18 protein-coding genes and 5 pseudogenes are annotated in these 17,788 nt (G+C 67.4%); 15 read left to right on the forward strand and 8 right to left on the reverse strand.

Annotation, left to right across the window (positions count from 1 at the left end):
- The first annotated feature begins 70 nt into the window (after positions 1-70).
- From ACZ63I_RS20820 to ACZ63I_RS20835, 4 genes and pseudogenes are all read left to right on the forward strand, one after another.
- On the forward strand, positions 71-502 hold the full coding sequence (locus tag ACZ63I_RS20820; protein WP_328584909.1) for a DUF2267 domain-containing protein: 432 nt from the start codon (positions 71-73) through the stop codon (positions 500-502).
- A gap of 152 nt (positions 503-654) precedes the next feature.
- Entirely contained in the window at positions 655-1,539 is an 885-nt protein-coding gene (locus ACZ63I_RS20825; protein WP_469340458.1) for a SigB/SigF/SigG family RNA polymerase sigma factor, read from the forward strand.
- Positions 1,540-1,700: 161 nt separating this feature from the next.
- Positions 1,701-2,096 (forward strand): annotated as a pseudogene (locus ACZ63I_RS20830) (transcriptional regulator); the annotation flags it as partial.
- Between the two features lie 104 nt (positions 2,097-2,200).
- Positions 2,201-2,287 (forward strand): annotated as a pseudogene (locus tag ACZ63I_RS20835) (ANTAR domain-containing protein); the annotation flags it as partial.
- Between the two features lie 258 nt (positions 2,288-2,545).
- On the opposite strand, the gene ACZ63I_RS20840 reads toward ACZ63I_RS20835, so the two are convergent.
- The gene (locus tag ACZ63I_RS20840; RefSeq protein ID WP_469340529.1) at positions 2,546-2,938 is read right to left on the reverse strand and encodes an ATP-binding protein; all 393 of its coding nucleotides are present in this window, start codon (positions 2,936-2,938) and stop codon (positions 2,546-2,548) included.
- Positions 2,939-3,788: 850 nt separating this feature from the next.
- On the opposite strand from ACZ63I_RS20840, the gene ACZ63I_RS20845 reads away from it, so the two are divergent.
- Both ACZ63I_RS20845 and ACZ63I_RS20850 read left to right on the forward strand, forming a co-directional pair.
- On the forward strand, positions 3,789-4,106 hold the full coding sequence (locus ACZ63I_RS20845; RefSeq protein ID WP_469340459.1) for a helix-turn-helix domain-containing protein: 318 nt from the start codon (positions 3,789-3,791) through the stop codon (positions 4,104-4,106).
- Positions 4,107-4,325: 219 nt separating this feature from the next.
- Positions 4,326-4,460: a hypothetical protein gene (locus ACZ63I_RS20850; RefSeq protein WP_469340460.1), complete on the forward strand. Its 135-nt coding sequence runs from the start codon at positions 4,326-4,328 to the stop codon at positions 4,458-4,460.
- 192 nt (positions 4,461-4,652) lie between these two features.
- On the opposite strand, the gene ACZ63I_RS20855 is transcribed toward ACZ63I_RS20850, so the two are convergent.
- Entirely contained in the window at positions 4,653-5,249 is a 597-nt protein-coding gene (locus ACZ63I_RS20855) for a TetR/AcrR family transcriptional regulator (protein WP_469340461.1), read from the reverse strand.
- Positions 5,250-5,303: 54 nt separating this feature from the next.
- On the opposite strand from ACZ63I_RS20855, the gene ACZ63I_RS20860 reads away from it, so the two are divergent.
- From ACZ63I_RS20860 to ACZ63I_RS20870, 3 genes are all read left to right on the forward strand, one after another.
- The gene (locus ACZ63I_RS20860; RefSeq protein WP_469340462.1) at positions 5,304-6,200 is read left to right on the forward strand and encodes an NAD(P)H-binding protein; all 897 of its coding nucleotides are present in this window, start codon (positions 5,304-5,306) and stop codon (positions 6,198-6,200) included.
- A gap of 137 nt (positions 6,201-6,337) precedes the next feature.
- Entirely contained in the window at positions 6,338-6,967 is a 630-nt protein-coding gene (locus ACZ63I_RS20865; protein WP_469340463.1) for a DUF2461 family protein, read from the forward strand.
- 129 nt (positions 6,968-7,096) lie between these two features.
- The gene (locus ACZ63I_RS20870) at positions 7,097-7,267 is read left to right on the forward strand and encodes a hypothetical protein (RefSeq protein ID WP_469340464.1); all 171 of its coding nucleotides are present in this window, start codon (positions 7,097-7,099) and stop codon (positions 7,265-7,267) included.
- Positions 7,268-7,498: 231 nt separating this feature from the next.
- On the opposite strand, the gene ACZ63I_RS20875 is transcribed toward ACZ63I_RS20870, so the two are convergent.
- A complete protein-coding gene (locus tag ACZ63I_RS20875) occupies positions 7,499-8,017 on the reverse strand; it encodes a hypothetical protein (RefSeq protein ID WP_469340465.1) in 519 nt (172 codons plus the stop codon).
- A 438-nt stretch (positions 8,018-8,455) separates the two neighbouring features.
- Complete coding sequence (locus ACZ63I_RS20880) at positions 8,456-10,312, reverse strand: hypothetical protein (protein ID WP_469340466.1); 1,857 nt, start codon at positions 10,310-10,312, stop codon at positions 8,456-8,458.
- A 327-nt stretch (positions 10,313-10,639) separates the two neighbouring features.
- Here ACZ63I_RS20880 and ACZ63I_RS20885 point away from each other — a divergent pair, with 327 nt between their 5' ends.
- Positions 10,640-10,798, forward strand: a complete 159-nt coding sequence (locus ACZ63I_RS20885) for a hypothetical protein (RefSeq protein WP_328584922.1) — start codon at positions 10,640-10,642, stop codon at positions 10,796-10,798.
- 212 nt (positions 10,799-11,010) lie between these two features.
- Positions 11,011-11,315 (forward strand): annotated as a pseudogene (locus ACZ63I_RS20890) (cytochrome bc1 complex cytochrome b subunit); the annotation flags it as partial.
- A 39-nt stretch (positions 11,316-11,354) separates the two neighbouring features.
- Here ACZ63I_RS20890 and ACZ63I_RS20895 read toward each other — a convergent pair.
- On the reverse strand, positions 11,355-11,627 hold the full coding sequence (locus tag ACZ63I_RS20895) for a CPCC family cysteine-rich protein (protein WP_469340467.1): 273 nt from the start codon (positions 11,625-11,627) through the stop codon (positions 11,355-11,357).
- Positions 11,628-11,709: 82 nt separating this feature from the next.
- Positions 11,710-12,138: pseudogene (locus tag ACZ63I_RS20900) on the reverse strand (Rrf2 family transcriptional regulator); the annotation flags it as partial.
- Positions 12,139-12,264: 126 nt separating this feature from the next.
- On the opposite strand from ACZ63I_RS20900, the gene ACZ63I_RS20905 reads away from it, so the two are divergent.
- Together ACZ63I_RS20905 and ACZ63I_RS20910 are read left to right on the forward strand one after the other, a co-directional pair.
- Positions 12,265-13,002, forward strand: a complete 738-nt coding sequence (locus tag ACZ63I_RS20905; RefSeq protein WP_469340468.1) for an SDR family NAD(P)-dependent oxidoreductase — start codon at positions 12,265-12,267, stop codon at positions 13,000-13,002.
- 133 nt (positions 13,003-13,135) lie between these two features.
- Positions 13,136-13,423: pseudogene (locus ACZ63I_RS20910) on the forward strand (DUF5655 domain-containing protein); the annotation flags it as partial.
- 602 nt (positions 13,424-14,025) lie between these two features.
- Here ACZ63I_RS20910 and ACZ63I_RS20915 read toward each other — a convergent pair.
- Complete coding sequence (locus ACZ63I_RS20915) at positions 14,026-14,931, reverse strand: LysR family transcriptional regulator (RefSeq protein WP_469340530.1); 906 nt, start codon at positions 14,929-14,931, stop codon at positions 14,026-14,028.
- Between the two features lie 138 nt (positions 14,932-15,069).
- Between ACZ63I_RS20915 and ACZ63I_RS20920 the strand changes: the two genes are divergently transcribed.
- Together ACZ63I_RS20920 and ACZ63I_RS20925 are read left to right on the forward strand one after the other, a co-directional pair.
- On the forward strand, positions 15,070-15,888 hold the full coding sequence (locus tag ACZ63I_RS20920) for an inositol monophosphatase family protein (protein ID WP_469340469.1): 819 nt from the start codon (positions 15,070-15,072) through the stop codon (positions 15,886-15,888).
- Positions 15,889-15,931: 43 nt separating this feature from the next.
- Positions 15,932-16,528, forward strand: coding sequence for an NADPH-dependent F420 reductase (locus tag ACZ63I_RS20925; protein WP_469340470.1), 597 nt, complete (start codon positions 15,932-15,934; stop codon positions 16,526-16,528).
- A gap of 404 nt (positions 16,529-16,932) precedes the next feature.
- Here the strand turns inward: ACZ63I_RS20925 and ACZ63I_RS20930 are convergent, their stop codons facing one another.
- Positions 16,933-17,745: an ABC transporter permease gene (locus ACZ63I_RS20930; RefSeq protein ID WP_042002235.1), complete on the reverse strand. Its 813-nt coding sequence runs from the start codon at positions 17,743-17,745 to the stop codon at positions 16,933-16,935.
- Positions 17,746-17,788 lie beyond the last annotated feature (43 nt).

Raw genomic sequence — 17,788 nt, forward strand, 5'->3', positions numbered from 1 at the left:
CACGCGCTGGTGTCCGCAGCCTGTCCGACATCGGCGTCGAACTTCTGCTGTGAGAAAGGTGAGCTGAGAGATGTACCGCCCCGAGCCGACCCAGGACCCTGCGGCGATGTCGTACGAAGAGATGCTGGAGAAGATCCGGTACGAGGGCGCCTATCCCACCCGGGAACGTGCCGAGCACGCGGCACGGGCTGTGCTTGCGGGCCTTGGCCGGCAACTGACCGGCCAGGAACGCTCCGCTCTCACAGCCTGCCTCCCCATCGAGGCGGCCCTGGTTTTTACCGCGCAGGTGCCTGCTGCTGAGCCGCTCACCGGCTGGGGCTTCGTCAAAGACCTTGCCACCCGCACCGGCACCACTCCCGCCGTCGCGCGGTGGGACGCCGGCTCGGTCTTCAGCGCGCTCGGCGCCCTCGCCGGCCCCGGCCTCCTTAGCCGTGTTCTCGGAAGGCTCCCCGCCGGCTACGCGCTGCTGTTCGGACGGGCGGAGCTGGTCCAGGCCGCCTGAGACCCCTGCCTGACACCCGGGGCCGAGCGGTGGCCCAGTCGGCGTCGCCGGTGCATGACAGCGCTGATTTTCCCTTGTCCTTCACGTGTACGGACGGGTCGGCCGGGAACCAGCCGCCCCGAAACGTCACCACCCTGACTCGAAGAGGAACCATGTCCACGCGTATGTCGGGTCCGTCCGCGGTTCTGGTCGGGGAAGCGGCCGGAATATCCGAGGGTGATGCCCGGACCGGCGGCCTGCCGCAGATCGAGGACGCGCAGAAGATCGCACCGAAGGATGCCCGGGACCTGTCGAAGCTGTTCTTCGACCGGCTCCAGGCGCTGGAGGAAGGCACCCGCGAATACCAGGACGTCCGCAACACCCTGATCGAGATGAACCTGTCCCTGGTCAAGTTCGCGGCGAAGCGCTTCCGCAACCGGGCGGATCAGATGGAAGACATCGTGCAGGTCGGAACGATCGGGCTGATCAAGGCGATCGACCGGTTCGAACTCTCGCGCGAGGTGGAATTCACCACGTTCGCGATCCCCTACATCACCGGCGAGATCAAGCGGTTCTTCCGCGACACCACCTGGGCCGTCCACGTACCGCGCCGACTGCAGGTGCTGCGCGTCGAACTCGCGCGTGCCAAAGACCAACTGGCAGTCATCCTGGACCGCGACCCCACGGTGCGCGAGCTCGCCGCGCACATGAGGCTGACCGAGAACGAGGTCATCGAGGGCCTGATCGCGTCCAACGGCTACAACAGCGACTCCCTCGACCTGCCCACCGACTCCAGTTCCGAGCCGCGAACCACATCGCTCGCCGACTTCGTCGGAGCCTGCGATCCCGCCATGGAACTCATCGAGGACTTCCACAGCCTCGCACCGCTTCTGGCCACCCTCGACGAGCGCGAACGCCTCATCCTGGAGCTGCGCTTCGGCCAGGAACTGACCCAGGCCGAGATCGGCGAGCGGCTGGGCATCTCCCAGATGCACGTCTCACGGATTCTGTCGCGCACACTGACCCAACTCCGCGCCGGACTGCTCGTCGAAGAATGATCACTGCGTACTCACACCTGCAGGCCGTGGCAGCCCCAACGGGACGTCCCGGAAGATGTCGGTTCCTGCGTCTTCCGCTGGGCACGGCCCCAAACCCGGTTCATCCGGAGAGGGTAGGGGATTTTTCCATGTGCCCCGAATGGTAGATATCGTCGGACGTCGTGACGATCGCTGACTCCCTGATCGATGACTTCGATCCCGTCGAGTTTCTCCAGGAGTCATGTGCGCTCTGCGTCAACCTGCTTGGAGTCTCAGCCGCCGGCATCCTCCCGGCCAGTGAGAAAGGCATCCTCGACACCGTCGCAGCGTCCGACGACAACGCGCACCTGTTGAAACTTTTCGCCCTTCAGTACGACCAGGGCCCCTGCGTCGAGACTTACCGCAGCGAAACCGCTTGCCTCGACATCGACTTGAGTAACCCCACGGCTACGGCGACGTGGCCCGCCTACGCCGCCCGGGCCTGTCGGAACGGCTTTCAGACCTCCCACGTCTTCCCGCTTCGGCTGCGCAACCGTGCCGTGGGAGCGATGAATCTCCTCCACACCAGCCGGCAGTGCCTGGGCGAGCGGGATGCGTCCCTCGCCCAGGCACTGGCCGATGTCGCCGCCGTCGTCCTCCTGCAGCAGCGCGGTCTTGACCGGGGCATCACGAAAAGGTGCAGATGGAGCAGGCGCTCACCAGCCGCGTCCTTATCGAGCAGGCCAAAGGCGTTCTCTCCGAGCGCTGGAACACCGACCCCGACGCCGCGTTCCACCTCATGCGCAGCTACGCCCGCGGCCACCAGCGCCGTATCTTGGACTGCGCACGGCTGGGCTGGGACTCCGTCAGCCAGGCCGCCGACATCGGCCGGATGCGGAGGAGACGCCCAGATCGCTTCCTCGACTGCGCGGGTCTCCCGGGAGGTCCGGCGAAGCTGAATCGAGGGGAAGAGAGGGCCCGGCACCGGCGGGACATCCGGAGTGCTCTGGCTCATCTCGGCCCGCGGGTGGCATGCGAAATGTTGGTGCTAGCGGGGGAGGAGGGCGCTTACCGTCTTGCCGCCGGACGGCCGGCGGGTCACCGTGGTGGCGTGGGCGAGGTGGTTGACCATCGCCCAGCCGAAGCCTCCGGTCCCACCGTTCAGGTCGGGTGTGCGCATGCGCGGTTCCTGCGGGCTGGGGTCATCGACGGCCACCTCGACATAGTCGGGGTGGGCGGTCAGGCGCAGGGTGTAGGTACCGCCGCCGTGCCGCAGGGCGTTGGTGACGAGTTCGGAGACGACCAGGACGATGGTGTCGGCCGCCTCGGCGTCGAGGGCCCGCTGTCGGAGGGTTTCGAGGAAGGCCCGCGTGCGCTCCCGTGCGTCGGAGACGGCGGTCGCGGAGCGAACGGCTTCGGTGTCGACGCACATCGTCTCCATCAAACTCACCCTGTTCTTTGGCTCGTCCACGGCCGGTCCTGCGTACCCACCCGTTCTGCCCGCCCAGCGACCCTTCAACCCGACGAGGCTCAATTACCTCGCTGACGAAGACGCGAAAATCTATGTTGGCTGGAGTAGACATTGGTGGGTGGTGTGGTTATGGTTTCTCTCGTAGCCGAGATCAGGAAGGCCCGGCAGGGACGAACTGCCGGGCAGTAGTGCAGGTAGTTGCAGTACGCAGAGCGGTGCGGTGGTGGAGTTTCGAAGCCAGGGTTTTTGCAGGACGGCGACGGGGCTGACGACCGGACCGGGTGGCCCGCAGTGATCAGGGGCCGCCGCGAGCGGTACCGCAATGGCGGTACGCGCAGGTGCAGTTCGCAGTATCCAGCAGTGTGGGTAAGTGAGCAGCACCCTGGTGAAGGCGCCGGCTGCGGGCGCGCGCACCGGGAAGTTCGGCAGTGGGGTTCTAAGCCGGAGCGGACGCAGGAGAGGCGACGGGGCTGGCTGCCGAAGAGTGACGCTTGTGCCAGGTCACCAGCAGTACGCAGTACGAGTAGTGCGAAGTATCAGCAGTACGAAGTGAGTTGGTCCAGAGGGAAGAACGGAGGAGCCAGGCGCCATCAGGATCGCCCGGGTGGATGACGTGAGCCCGGGTACCGCAGGACATCGATAGTGAGGTGGTCTCCGGTCAAGCAACCGCGATCCCCGCAAGTCCCGTCCTCTCCCGGGTGGGTGTGCGGACACAGAAGGCCGGCGCGGTAGTCGGCCGGCAGATGGTGTAGCAGTTCCTTCGGGGCCTTGGTGCCGTACGGCACCAAGGCCCCTCCAGCGTGTTCCACAGAGAGGCGAGATGACAGCAGACGACTCGTTCAGCCGTCTTGACGACGACGACTACCCCGCCTACACCATGGGCCGGGCCGCCGAGATGCTCAACACCACCCAGGGCTTCCTCCGCGCCATCGGCGAGGCCCGCCTCATCACCCCCCTGCGCTCCCAGGGCGGACACCGCCGCTACTCCCGCTACCAACTGCGCATCGCGGCGCGCGCCCGGGAACTCGTCGACCAGGGCACCCCGATCGAGGCCGCGTGCCGCATCGTCATCCTCGAAGACCAGCTCGAAGAAGCGAAACGCATCAACGCCGAACACCACCGCACCGCCGCCAGTTGACTGACGTTCAGGCCTTCGTGCTGATGCGTGTACCTACGGTTTAGCGCTCTACGTCGTAGCCATCGCTGAGGGCAAGGACGATCTCCATAGCCGTGCTGACCGATCCGGCCCGGCTCAGCCGCCGCCCCCGGCTGGTCGGGCGACAAGGTCCTCTACAGCGACCACTACCGGGCCGAATTCCCCGACAGGCCCGGCTACACCGACGCCCAGAAGGCGGAGGTGGCACGGTTCCGGGAGCGGCTGATTGAGCTGGCCGTGACGGTGACGACGCACCCGTATCGGGCAACCTTCGAAAGCGGTGTCGTCGCCGGGCGGATGGAGCTCAAGCAGATCACGATGGAGCCGACCCCGTGAATGCCGCGCATGGTGCGGTGACAGATCCACCCACTCGTACCCGGATCGGACTGTGCCTGGAGCCCTCCAGCGCACGGCCGTGATCGCGGGTCAACTCCTGCGCAGCGCCCCCGCAGAGGCGGCCCTGGCCGGTGGCCCGTGGCGACGCGTGCACTGGGCTGCGGAGCCTTTTTCGACCGGGAGCGTCGCCTGTCACTGCAGTTGGCTGAATGCCTGGTCGGCATCGGCTACGGCCTCGGGGTGGACGTCGTGGGCGATTCGACCGTCGGCGATCTTCTGCCAGTTGGTCCGGGCGAGCACCCGTTGGACCGCGAGTACCTGGGCGGCTCGCAGGCGTGCCTGGATGCCTTCGCCGAGGGCGTCTGCCAGTGCCTCCTCATCCTCGAGTTGGTACCGCGTGAGCCGTCCCGCCAGGCTCGGTGTGGTGAAGACCAGCCGATGGAACGCCACCACCTCGGGATGATCGTTGAGGCCGGTGACGGGATCGTACCGATCGAGGCCGTCCCGGAAGTGGCGGTGCAGCGCCGTCATCGGCTTGATGCCGGACCTGCGGTCACGTAGGACGCGTGCCGCCTCGCCCTGGTGGTCCGCGAACCGGTGCAGCACCAGGTCTTCCTTGGTGGGGAAGTACCGGAAGAGGGTCGGCTTGGAGATCTCGGCCGCAGCGGCGATGTCGTTGACCGAGACGCGGTCGAAGCCGCGCTCCAAGAACAGCGCGACGGCCGTGTCGCCGATGGCGTCGCGCGTCCGTTCCTTCTTGCGTGCCCTGAGTCCGGTCGGCTCGCTCATATGACCAGAGTAACATTTATGACCGAGTTGCTTTTTTAACTGAGTAACGTTTCCATGGGTGACATGAATCAGATAGACATTCCTCCCGTGCTCGTAACCGGGGCGACGGGTCGGGTCGGCCGCGTCGTCATCGACCGTCTCCTCGACGCGGGTGTGCCGGTCCGCGCCCTCACCCATCGCTCCGAGGCGGCGGCGAAGCTGCCTGCGAAGGCCGAGGTCTTCACCGGCGACCTCACTGTGCCCGAGTCGCTCGACCCGGCATTGGATGGAGTCGGTGCGGTCTTCCTCGTGTGGACCGCTCCGCCTCAGACCGCCGCGGCAGTCGTCGAGCGGCTGGCAGTCCACGTGCAGCGGGTCGTCTTTCTCTCCTCCCCGCACCAGACGCCGCACCCCTTCTTCCAGCAGCCCAATCCCATGGCGATGCTGCACGCCGACATCGAGCGGCTCATCGGGGCCACCGGACTCGAGTCGACGATCATCCGGCCTGGGATGCTTGCGTCGAACTCGCTGGCCTGGTGGGTGCCCGTCATCCGGGCCGGTGAGGTAGTCCGGTGGCCTTACGGCGCTGCCGAGACGGCACCCGTCGACGACCGCGACGTCGCAGCCGTCGCGGCGCGGACGCTGTATCAGGACGGATACGTCGGAGGCGACTACGTCCTTACGGGCCCCGAATCGCTGACCCACGCCGCGCAGGTGGACGTTATCGCTGACGCCTTGGGGCGCCGGATCGCATTCCAGGAGATGACGCCGGACGAGTTCCGGAGCCTGTCGGAGGGGACGGCGCCCAGCTCGGTCGTCGACATGCTGCTCACCGCGTGGAGTGCGGCGGTCGGACAGCCCGCGTACATCACCACTGCGGTGGCCGACATCCTCGGGACGGCGCCGCGAACGTTTCGCCAGTGGGCCGCCGACCACGCCACCGTCTTCACGGAGGGTTCGGAGGGGTCGTAACCTCGTTGACACCGATCTACGTTCCCGGCAGCGGAGCCCTCAGCCCGCCGCAGCACCTCCCACCGTGTCTGGGGTTACGTCTCGCTGCCCGTCTTACTCTCCCCGCGCGCGGATCATGGGTGAGCTATCCTGCGGGCATGCGCGGACAGTTCGCCGGCTGGCCGGAGCGGGCCATGGACGTGTTGTTGCAGCTCCAGGGCGAACCGACGCATGCGACCCGCGAGCGCTACCGCGCGGACCGCGAACGCCTGGTCCGGCAGCCGATGATCGCCCTGCTCAACGAGGTCGCGGACACCGACCCTCGGTACGAGGACTTCTCCGTCTGGCACTACCGCACCGGCTCCTGGTGGTGGCAGCACCAGGGCGCGGTGATCCGGCTCGGCCGCAAGATCGAGATCGGTCTCCGGTTCGACCTGGACGGTCTGCGGATCCAGGGCGCCTGGTGGTACCCCGATCCCGGCCAGGTGGACATGTTCCGCAAAGCCGTGGCCTCCGAGGGGAGCGGCCGCGAACTGTCCGCCATCGTCGAGGACGTGCGGAAGAAGGGCTACGACATCTCCGGGGACGTGATGAAACGCCCCCCGCGCGACTATCCGACGGACCACTCCCGCACGAACCTGCTGCGCCACCGTTCGCTGATCGCCGCCCGTCCCCTCGGCTGCGAGGAGTGGCTGCATACCTCCGAGGCGCTGGAGCGGGTCCTCTCGGCCGCCGCCGACCTGGACGCCCTGCTGATGTGGCTGGTTCGCCACGTGCAGCGCGCCTGACACGCCCAGCCCCACCTCCAACGCCCGCAGCCGGACAACGCCCCGTGCGGCGTGTTGCCTTGCTTGCGGGGCGGGGCCGGATCACCGTTCAGTTGGATCAGGGATCTTCGCTTCCCGTACACGATCAGCGTGACGCTCGACGAGGTGGTCGGCCGGCAGTACACCAGGGCCTTCTGCTCACCCGCTGTCCTTGGTGACCGGTTGGCCGCTTTCGGCCACGATCTACGCGCCGCCCTCACAGCCGCCGACCCCTCCGGCGCCTTCGTCGACAGCACAGAAGCTCAGCTCCTGTTCGCCTGACGTCCCAACTGACGGCTGCAGGAACTGCCCTGGCCACAAGCCTCGTTGTGGCCCTCTGGCTCACGTGGTTCGTCATCACATGGCTCGGTATGCCGGACTCTTACCCGGTCCCACTGTGCGGAGAGGGCAACGTCCCACCCTGGTGGCCAAGCGTCATCCTCGCCTGACGGCCCGCACCCGTGGACAGCCTCGGCCAAGCCGGACAACGAGGTGCGGGCCGCCCGGCCACGACTACGAGGCCTGCTGGACGCGCTCGGCGTTGCCCTTCTTGATGGTCACTTCGACATTCAGGTTGCCGCTCTTAGCAGCGGCATCAAGCTCGTCCGGACTGCACTTCTCGGCTTCCGACGTCTCGGGATCTCCGCAGATGTCGCCACCGACAATTTCGGTGTCCACGGCGACCCAGAAGGCACGCTCCCCGACCAGCAGCTTGCCCGGTGCCAAGTAGGTCAGTACGCCACTGAACGTCCCGTCGGCACCAGGGGCATCGGGGTTGTCGACAGGACCGTTGTCAGTGCCACTGCCCGCGGCGTCATTGGCATCGTCGTCCGAACCCGAGTTGGCACTGTCGTCACTGTCGCTCGTGGTGGGATCGGCACTCGCGCCGGGACTCGCGCTGGCGCTGGAGTTGGAGTTGCTCCCGGAAGCGTCGGCGACGGAGTCGGAGTCGCACGCCGTGAGGAACAGGCCGGCGGCGCTCAGGATGGCCAGAGCGGCGAGCGTGCGGGTGCGCGTACGGCTGAGTCGCATGTGGAGTGCCCTTTCGGCGTTGTTCCTTGTTGATCTCAATTGATCAAACGCCAGACGCAGCAGCCCGGTTCACCCCCACCCACCCTGTGACACAGTCAGGATGAATCGCAGGTATCCGTTACAAGACACTCCGCCTGGGTATCGGCTCGCTTGGTAGCCGCGGCCGGGGGGGGGGCAGGAACCAGGCAGCAGTGCCATGACGGTGGACTGCGTCCGACCTTCCGTCGATCCCGGCTGCACGACTTCCGCCGATGCGCGGCCCCCTCATGCTCACCGCCGTCATCGACGGGAAGATCATGTCGTGACTCCCTCGGGCACAGTGACACCCGCGTCAGGCCGGACATCTACCAGAGCGCAGATGCTGCGACGTATTGGCGACACAGCAGCGGCAGTCTTCTCGGCATGAATGCCGAGAACCACGAGCCCACCGGATCCGTCTCAGGGAACTTCACCGGTGGGTGAACTGGATCCCATCGCTGTGGCGTGGCGGTGTGCAAGCGCGGTCCGGCTGCGGAGGTTGAGGACACCGAGCAGGCGGGAGATGTTGCGGCGTTCGGCCATGGAGATCAGGGCACACAGGGCGACGGTCGCTGGGACCTTGTTCCTGTCCTGGACGGCGAGGCGCATGAGCCGGATCAGGAAGTCATTGCTGTCGTGGTCCAGTTGGGGGATCGGCTGGTGGTCTCCGTGGGCGGCGAGGCCGAGGGCTTGGCTGATCCACCGGTCGAAGACTTCCACGGTTTCCCAATCGACCTGACTGGCGTCGACGGTGCCCAGGACGTCAGGGGCCAGCGGCACCCGGTGGGCGAGCACGGGCGAACGGTGGTCGGTGCGGGGGGTGTCGAGAACGGCTGCCAGGGGGAGAGTGACGCAGGTGGCGCAGGGGTTGCTGGAGCCCTGACAGGCGAGGTGCCATGCTTCGCGGCTGGGCAGATGGTCACCGTGCGGGGTTGTTGTCCGAAGGGCGGTGATGATCTCGGGGGCGACTTGGTGCGCGGCGCCGGCAAGGAGGTGCCCAGGGCTGTAGCGGGAGATCACCAAGGCCCACAGGTACCAGTTCAGAGTGCCCAGGCAGCCGGATGACTGGTCGGTGCCGGTCAGGATGCCCGTGACGTTGCGCAGAAGGCATCCGGCGATTGCGTGGTGGGACAGGGAGCGGTCGACGCCTTGAGCGTCGAGCTTGCCGATGAGGTAGCGGGCGTGGGTCAGGACATTTCCGTAGGCGCAGTCGTAGGGGATGTCGTAACAGCCGGCTGTCCAGATGCTCAGGCTCATCTCGGTGAGCTCGTCGGGAAATGGGGCGCGGCCGTGCCAGATGTAGCCCGGGCCGGCACAGTCATAGCCGTTGACCAGCCACCACAGGTCGTCGCTCACCCCGTCGGGCATAGCCAGGCCGGTGTCGGGCACGGTCGTGGTAAGGGCGTGCACACATTCCTGAAGGTCGATGTCCATGGCGCCGGCAGTGACCTCGACCGCGCTGACCGGAGCATCATCGGTCCCTGAGCGGGGCTGGGGAAGGTGGATAGCGTGGGAGGTGAAGCCGTCCCTGACGACGAGAGCATGGTCGTCGATTCCGCACATGAACCACCCCATGGCCTCGCGGTCGGCAGTGCCGTAAGTCATTGCCCATGAGCCGGTCCAGCCGTACACGCAGGTCGGGGTGTTGCCGGTCCGCCAGCCGAAGCCCAGGACCTCGCACAGTTCCTCCCAGTCGTCGGGAGGCGCGAAATTGCGGCGTCCCAGGTCCTTGGACGGCAGCGAACACACGGAGGCCAGCCGAACCGGATCCGGTCCGGCGTCGCTGACTTCAACAGTGATCAGTGCGGCGTGCTCAGGTGCGATCACCGGGGCGGCTTGGGCAGCGAGGGCGCTGATCGCGGCGGTCAGGATGTTCATCAGCCATACGTCGAGCACCTCAGGTTGGTCGAGGAGGCGGGTATGTTCGGCCCATTGCCGCACTGCGGCCAGCATGGGCGACATCAGACATACCGGCAGCCGCTGGCTGGCCTTCTCCCTTGCATGGCGGTCCGTGACGCTCAGCGGAACACGTGCACCGCGGCACTCACACCACAGAAGGGTCACGCAGGCGTCGATCATCGCCTCCATGCCTTCGACAGCCATTGAGGGGAGGTACTGACTTCTGCTCTGGCAGTGCCTGACCAGATCCTCGCGCACCGGCCACACCTCGTGCAGCGGGTGAGGATAGCCAACGAGCGGCACCGAACCCCGCTCCAGAGCAAGGCGGATACTCGGCCGCAGCCAGGTCACGACGGGGTGGACCAGATGGGGGTTCATGCACTCTTCTCTCAATGCAGCAGACCTTGCCGTGAGCTAGCGCAAGCAGAGCAGATGCCCACTCACCCGCCTCTTCACCTTCGCCCGCAGCAGGGCGCGAAGGAGATACACCGCTCGATAAACACCCTGAAAGGATGGTCCGCTCACTGGCCGTCAGCATCGACGCAACAGGCAACGTGAAACAGGCGCGAACTGCTACCGCGGCCGCCATGCGGCGGGGAGCCTAGACAGGCCCCTGCAGGTCAGCAATATCGCAGAACGATTTCGGTAAGAGGGCGGGACAGGGTGAGGCTGCGTGCTGGTCGGCGGACCGGGCATCGGACAGGTATGAAGCCCCTCATCGTGGCCGCCTCGGAGCTGGCCCAGGACAACAGGCCGGACGGACCCCCATGGTTCAAGTGGGCGTTCCTGGCCGTGTGGTTCGTCATGGCCTCAGTGGTCATCTACAAGCTGTATCAGGACGGCCATTTCAGAAGACGCCGCTGATAGTCCTGTCACATCGGTGCCCTCGAACGGGCCGGCCTCACCCCCGCCCGGAGGTCCGCCCGTTCAAGGGCCCCAGCCCGGGATGCGCACCGGCCGCGCACAGCTCGAAGCCCTGGGAACGAACGGGGAGGCGTTCCCAGGGCTCCGCTACGGGGCCTGCTCAACGACGGTCTGCCGTAGAGGTCACTGCGGTGGCTCTCCCGCCGTGCATGCCGGTGATCGTCTTCGTCGTGACCCGACGCGTCTGTCTGGGACTGCGGCAGCGCGACCGGGAGAAGGTGCTGCACGGCAGGGAGACCGGCATCGTCAAGCGGCTGCCGCACGGCGAGTTCGTCGAGGTGCGCACGAGCGGCTTTCGCCTGCCGAACTGTTCACCCTGACGCAGGGCGAACAGCCGCAGCCGTTCCAGCTCGGCCCCGCGACGGACAACAACGGCGTGACCCGCAGAACCGGCCTCGCCCAGCGGGTGCGGGTACGGCTGTCGCGGGCTTTCTACGACGAGAAGTCGTGGGTGTGACGGGCGGGCAGGGCAGGCAGGGGAGGGGACCCGTTGCCGTCAGCCGCCCGGCAGTTCCTCCGGGAGCGGGCGCCGCACCCGGCCGGCCCTGCGCTGCTCCGACGCCCCGAACTCGGCGTAGTTCTGCCGCGCTTCGCGCAGCGACACGTGGTTGGGGCCGCCGACGTAGCGGTCCGGGTCGCTGTAGTCCGACCCGTCGTCCTCCCAGCCGCACACCGGGCAGATCTCGTAGAAGCCCCGCTCGGTCAGCGTCAGATTGCCGCAGACGAGGCAGGGCACGCGGGCGGCGGCGGCCGGATCACTCTCGGTCATGGACGGTGGCCTCTCCTGCGACTCCGGCATGGCGACCCGCACCCGCTGCGCCAGGACCCGCATCAGGCTGCGCTGTACGAGGAGGTGCCGCGAGTACGTCCCGGAGTACGTTCTCGAGCGTCACGCCGGCCAGTTCGTGCCTCAAGGTCTCCTCGATGCCCTCGTAGATGCCCTGCATCGCCGGCTGAATGCCGTACCCCACCACGCATCCCTGATCCGGGGTGGCGCGGTGCAACCCGAACAGCGGGCCGGGTTCCACTGCCTGGTACACGTCGAGCAGGGTCATCGACCCCAGCTCGCGCGCCAGGGACCAGCCCGCGCCCACACCCCGCCGGGACTCCACGAGCCCGGCCCTGCGCAGCTCGCCGAGCAGCCGTCTGATCACCACGGGGTTGGTGTTCGCGCTGGTCGCGATCTGCTCGGAGGTGGCGACTTCATGGCCCTGGCGCTGGTATAGGCCGATCCAGGCCAGCGCGTGGGCGGCAATGGTCAACCTGCTGTTGGCACTCATGAGCCCCTCCTCTCGGCCGCAACTCCTTACGTTACGACGGCGCAGTCGTAACAGCAAAGGTTGCAACAGATGGTCGTAACAAGTAGCGTTACGACCATCGGGAGGTCAATCAACGAGGTGAGAAGAATGAGCAAGTCACTCACGGACAAGGTCGCCGTGGTCACGGGGGGTAGCTCCGGCATCGGATTCGCGACCGCACGCGCATTCCGCGACGAGGGCGCGAAGGTTTTCATCACCGGGCGCCGCAAGGACGCGCTCGATGCTGCGGCCGCCGAGCTCGGACCTGCCGTAACTGGCGTGGTCTGTGATATTTCGGTGCCCTCAGACCTCGACGCGTTCTACAGCACCGTGCGCGACGAGGCCGGCCGCATCGACGTGCTGGTCGCCAACGCCGGCATCGGCACCGCGGCTCCGTTCGGCGAGGTGACCGAGGAGCTGATCGACTCGGTGTTCGCCACCAACGTCAAGGGAACGATCTTCACCCTGCAACAAGCGCTGCCACTGCTCAGCGCCAACGCTTCGGTGATTCTCACAGGATCGACCGCCACGACACGGCCCAGTCAGGGACTCGAGGTCTACGCGGCGTCGAAGGCCGCAGTCCGCAACCTCGCCCGCGGTTGGGCCCTCAGCTCGCGCACCCATGGCTTCCGGGTCAACGTCGTATCCCCAGGCGGTACACGCACCCCGGGTCTGCTCGAGCTGGTGCCGCCCGAGGTTCTCAAGCAGGCCGAAGGCGACGTCCCTCTTGGCCGGCTCGCCGAACCCGAGGAGATCGCCGCCGTGACGACGTTCCTTGCCTCGGACGCATCGAGTTACGTCAACGGTGCCGAACTCTTCGCCGACGGTGGTTACGCGCAGGTGTGAGCGCGCCCGTAAAGCCGGCAGGGGAGGCCGGCGTGCGGGCACTCGTCTTCGATCAGAGACGCCTTGATCCCGGCGCCGGTACCGGCCGGCTGTGGTGGGAACCAGCGGAGGACTTGTTGAGAGTGCTGATGCGGTTCGCGGGAGCCGGATCGATTCGCTCGGAATGGACGAGAACGGGTCGCCGGCAATCGTGGGGTACAAGCGCGGTGTCGATGCCGGGGTCATCGACCAGGGTTTGTTTTATCTGGCGTGGTTGATTGACCGCCGTGCCGAGTTCGAGCATCTGGTCCGCGGCCGGCTCGGCGTGACGGCGGCGTCCCAGGTTCGGTGGGGCGGCCCGCGCCTGGTCTGCATCGCGGGCGATTTCACGCGCTACGACGTGCATGCCGTGCGTGAGCACCGGCGATCGATCGACCTGGTGCTGGTCGTCGGCTGGTGTCCACGACGATCAGGTCAGAGGTCACGTGGCCATGCCGCGGGCTCGACCTTGGTCCGCGGACGTCCCCGGGCCACGAGGCGGCCGAGCCGTCGCTGCTCGGCTCGTATAGCGACAGCAGACCCTCGACGTCACTGTCCACGGACCCGCAGGTAGTCCATGGACAAGGGCCCCACCTGCCGAGGTGTCTCGGCACGGCGCCGGGCGGTGAGGGCGACCGGCTTGGCGCCCCGGTCGGCCGCGGCAAGCAGGTCTGGCGGGATACGTATCAACGTGTGGGAGGGCCGGGCCTCAGCCTCGCGCTGTCACGCGGCGGGGCGTCTGGCGGCCGAACTCGCCCTTGTTATGGCTTGAGGGCGGTAGGTCCCGCGCCAGTGAACGGCCGACTCCTGGAAAGTAGTTGAGGTACAGGAAATCCCGGTGAGATTGATCTGCGCACCGGCGAGCCGCGATGGTGAGCCGCAGGCGTCGGTCTGGCCGCCTCCACGGCCAGCAACCGCACGGACAAGCCGCTGCTGACGTTCAAGCAGATCGCCGTGGTGGTCGCGTGGACCGTGGACGTATGAGTGACGCAGCCACGGCGCCGACTACGACGCTCCGCACCCGGCCAGCGCGGTTCGCGCCAGTCCGCGCAGCCAGGCGTGGGCATGATCGGTGTCGTAGCGCTGATGCCATGACAGGTATATCGGTGCCGACGGCAGATCGAGCGGGAGGGGGAGCACGACCAGGCCGAGGTCGGCAACCGCTGACCGCGTGGTGGCTTCGGGGACGCTGATCAGGATGTCGGAGCCGCGCGCGAACTCCAGAGCGGCCCCTTCCGTGGGCGCGGTCGCCACCACACGGCGGGTGAGGCCGAGCCGGGCGAGGGCGTCGTCGATGGCGTTGGTGAGGTTTCCACGGCGCGAGACGGTGACGTGTTCAGCGTCGGCGTACTGCTGTGCGGTGAGGGTCCTGACGCGGGTGAGGGGGTGCCCCATCCTCGCGACGACGACGAGGCGGGTCTCGCCCACGTTCTCGGCACGGATGTCCGGTGCGCTCGGGCGGTTGGAGTTCGCCTCCAGGTCGACCTCGCCGCGCCGCAATTCGGGGGTGTCGATGCTCGATTCCGCGACGAAGCGCAGTCGCACGCCCGGCGCCTGTCCACGCACGGCCGCGAGCAGTGCGGGGCCGCTCAAGGCGACGAGGGAATCGTGCCAGCGGAGTGTGAACGTGCGCTCGAACGTTGCCAGATCGAGTTCACGGCTCGGTGCCAGCACCCCCTGGACCTGGTGCAGCAGCTCGTGCACCTGTTCCCGGACGGCGATCGCATACGGCGTCGGGGTCATCGTGCGGCCGGTGCGCACGAGGATCTGATCCCCGGTCGTGCGCCGGATCCGGCCCAGACTGCGGCTCATCGCGGGGGCGGTGACGTGCAGGCGCGCCGCCGCCCCGGCCACACTGCCCTCCTCCAGCAGCGCGTCGAGCGCGGCGAGCAGGTTCAAATCCAATTGCATGTGAGTAATTCTAACCGTGCCTGACATGCAATTGAAGTTAATCGCCGGGCTGCCTACCGTTGAGGCGAAGCGCAAGAAGTAACGCGCAGTTCGGCCCTCGACCGGCCTCAGCACCCCTCCTCAGACGGGAATACCGCCATGTCCGAAACGCTCCAGACCACCAACGTCGCCGCCTCCGAAGCCGACCTGCTCGCCCAGACCGTGATCGCCGTGCGTGAGGCGGGTTCGGCGCTGCGCGAGCGCTTCGGCGAGGTGGTCCGCCACCGGAGCCGCCAAGAGCTGATGCGCGCGCTGGCCGTCAACGACGACGCGGCTCTCGACATCCTGCGTCCCCGTCTCACGAGCCTGCGTCCGCAGGCCGGCTGGGTGGAGGACGAGCTGGACGGCGGGGCGCTGCCGGCCGGCGAGTGGTGGGTCGTGGATCCGGCCGAGGGCAACGTCAACCACCTGCACGCCCTGCCGGAGTGGGCGGTGACCGCCACCCTCGTGCGAGAGAACCAGCCGGTGCTCACCGCAGTGCACCTGCCGTTGACCGGCGAGACCTACACCGCGCTCACCGGCGCGGGGGCCCACCTCGACGGCCGGCCGCTGCACGTCTCCCAGACCGCCGACCTCGGCCTGAGCATCGTGGCCACCAGCCAGGCCCGGCCGGACGAGGACGAAAAGGTCGTGCGGCGGGTCGGTTCCTCGATCACCGCGATGCTCTTCGACGCGCTCGTCGTCCGCGTCGCCGTGCCCGCCACCCTGCACCTGCTGAACGTAGCCGCCGGCCGGATCGACGCCTTCTGGCAGTTCGCCGGCGCCCGCGCGGACCTGCTTCCCGGAGCGCTGCTCGTCACCGAGGCCGGCGGACGGATCTCCGACGCCGAGGGCCGCCCCTGGACCCCCCAAAGCCAGAGCTTTGTGGCCGCCGCGCCGGGCGTCCACGCCGAGGCCGTGTCCACGCTCTCGCGCTGACCGCGCACTACAACCCGCACGCCCACGGAAGGACCAGATCATCATGACCAAGATCGCAGTTCTCGGAAACGGCCGCGTCGGCGGCAACCTGGCCGCAGCCCTCGCCCGGGCAGGACACGAAGTGACAGTGGCGGACCGCACGCCGGGCACCGCCGCCGACGCCGCCCGGACTGCCCGGATCGTCATCAACGCCACCCCGGGCGCCGGCTCGCTGGACCGGCTCGCCGCTCTGCGCGAAGAACTCCGGGACAAGATCCTCGTCGACGTCTCCAACGCCACCACCGACGGACCGGACGGGCTGCCCGCCGATCTGATCTACCCCGGCTCGAGCCTGGCCGAACAGCTCCAGAAGGCGCTCCCCGAAACGCGCGTCGTCAAGACACTCAACACCATGCTCTTCCCGGTGATGACCTCGCCGGACACGCTCGCCCAGACACCGACCGTGTTCCTCTCCGGCGAGGACGCGCAGGCCAAGCAGTGCGTCCGCGAACTGCTCACCGACCTCGGCTGGCAAAGGGAATGGATCACCGACCTCGGCGGGATTCAGACCGCCCGCGCCACGGAGGCCGCGATCCTGTTCGTCCCTCACATCATCCGTTCCACCGGATTCACACCGTTCGCGATCTCAATCGCCCGCTGACTGTGAGCTGCGCCGGCTGGAGGTAGCCGGAGCCGGCGCGTGGCATGGATGAGTTCCCGGTGGGACACGATCGTGGGATGTACTGTCCGACTTGGTGGCGGGGTCGACGTTGCCCCACGGGCGTCAGGCACAAACTTTTGCCTCGTCAGTCATCCCCAGAACTTGACCCCGGCGACGTCCTCTTCGCCGGCGTTGTGCCAAGCCCGGCCCGCCGCATCAAGGAACCCCAGCCAGACCGCTACCGCAAAGGCGTACTTCCTCTGCGTGCCCGCGCTCGCGTTACGCATCCGCGCTGAGCTTGTCCTACCTCCCAAGCGAGGGTCTGAGACGGTCATTCGTAGGATCGTCGGCCGACCGCACTTGTGTTCGGAAAGTCCGTGGCACGGTCCTCCAGATTGGGGGCGTCACTGCGAGCTGCGCGCGACCAACTGGGTGGGATTGACGAACCGCAGTGCGATCAGGAGCAGCACCGCCATGGACGCGGTGTAGATGACGGCCATGGCGTCGATGGACTGGGGGCTACGGATACCGGCCGAGAAGACGGCGGAGAAGAGGGACACGATGAGGGTCTGGCTGTCGGGTCCTGAGGTGAGGAAGGTCAGTTCGAACATGCCGAACGTGCGGACCAGGACGAGGATACCGGCGGCGAGCATGCCGGGCAGGAGGAGTGGGCCGAGGATGCGGAGGAGGACGGAGCGGGTGGAAGCGCCGCACATCCGGGCCGCGGCTTCGAGGCGGGGGTCGATCTGTTCGATGAAGGGCGTCATCGTGAAGATCACGAACGGGATGGACGGGACGAGGTTGGCCAGGACGACGCCAGTGAGCGTCCCGGCCAGGTGGAACTTGTACAGCACGGTGGCCAGCGGGATGCCGTAGGCGATCGGCGGCACCAGGATCGGCAGCACGAACAGCGTATTGACGATCTTCTTGCCCGGAAAGTCACGGCGGGCCAGGGCGTAGGAGGCCGGCACGCCGAGCAACAGAGACAGGGCGACGACCAAAAAGGAGACCTCGACGGTGACCCACATGACCTGGCCGAGGTTGAACTCGTTCCATGCCTTGCTGTACCAGGAGGTGGTGTAGCCGTGGGGTGCCCAGCCCTTGAACCAGGTCCTGCCGAAGGAGTTGACGACCACGGAGCCGATGACGCCGAGCACAGCCAGGAAGAAGACTGCGAGGGCGGCCCAGACCAGCCAGGCGCCCGGGCGCAGGGTCACGCTCCGGCGTCGCACCGGGGCTGGGCGGCGCGGAGCCTCAACC

This window comes from Streptomyces sp. NPDC087906, from assembly GCF_055584925.1.

Excerpts from the sequence above, each read along its gene's own strand:
- ACZ63I_RS20820 (WP_328584909.1), top strand. The coding sequence starts at position 71 with ATGTACCGCCCCGAGCCGACCCAGGACCCTGCGGCGATGTCGTACGAA.
- ACZ63I_RS20825 (WP_469340458.1), top strand. The coding sequence starts at position 655 with ATGTCCACGCGTATGTCGGGTCCGTCCGCGGTTCTGGTCGGGGAAGCG.
- ACZ63I_RS20840 (WP_469340529.1), bottom strand. The coding sequence starts at position 2,938 with ATGGAGACGATGTGCGTCGACACCGAAGCCGTTCGCTCCGCGACCGCC.
- ACZ63I_RS20845 (WP_469340459.1), top strand. The coding sequence starts at position 3,789 with ATGACAGCAGACGACTCGTTCAGCCGTCTTGACGACGACGACTACCCC.
- ACZ63I_RS20855 (WP_469340461.1), bottom strand. The coding sequence starts at position 5,249 with ATGAGCGAGCCGACCGGACTCAGGGCACGCAAGAAGGAACGGACGCGC.
- ACZ63I_RS20860 (WP_469340462.1), top strand. The coding sequence starts at position 5,304 with ATGGGTGACATGAATCAGATAGACATTCCTCCCGTGCTCGTAACCGGG.
- ACZ63I_RS20865 (WP_469340463.1), top strand. The coding sequence starts at position 6,338 with ATGCGCGGACAGTTCGCCGGCTGGCCGGAGCGGGCCATGGACGTGTTG.
- ACZ63I_RS20875 (WP_469340465.1), bottom strand. The coding sequence starts at position 8,017 with ATGCGACTCAGCCGTACGCGCACCCGCACGCTCGCCGCTCTGGCCATC.
- ACZ63I_RS20880 (WP_469340466.1), bottom strand. The coding sequence starts at position 10,312 with ATGAACCCCCATCTGGTCCACCCCGTCGTGACCTGGCTGCGGCCGAGT.
- ACZ63I_RS20885 (WP_328584922.1), top strand. The coding sequence starts at position 10,640 with ATGAAGCCCCTCATCGTGGCCGCCTCGGAGCTGGCCCAGGACAACAGG.
- ACZ63I_RS20895 (WP_469340467.1), bottom strand. The coding sequence starts at position 11,627 with ATGACCGAGAGTGATCCGGCCGCCGCCGCCCGCGTGCCCTGCCTCGTC.
- ACZ63I_RS20905 (WP_469340468.1), top strand. The coding sequence starts at position 12,265 with ATGAGCAAGTCACTCACGGACAAGGTCGCCGTGGTCACGGGGGGTAGC.
- ACZ63I_RS20915 (WP_469340530.1), bottom strand. The coding sequence starts at position 14,931 with ATGCAATTGGATTTGAACCTGCTCGCCGCGCTCGACGCGCTGCTGGAG.
- ACZ63I_RS20920 (WP_469340469.1), top strand. The coding sequence starts at position 15,070 with ATGTCCGAAACGCTCCAGACCACCAACGTCGCCGCCTCCGAAGCCGAC.
- ACZ63I_RS20925 (WP_469340470.1), top strand. The coding sequence starts at position 15,932 with ATGACCAAGATCGCAGTTCTCGGAAACGGCCGCGTCGGCGGCAACCTG.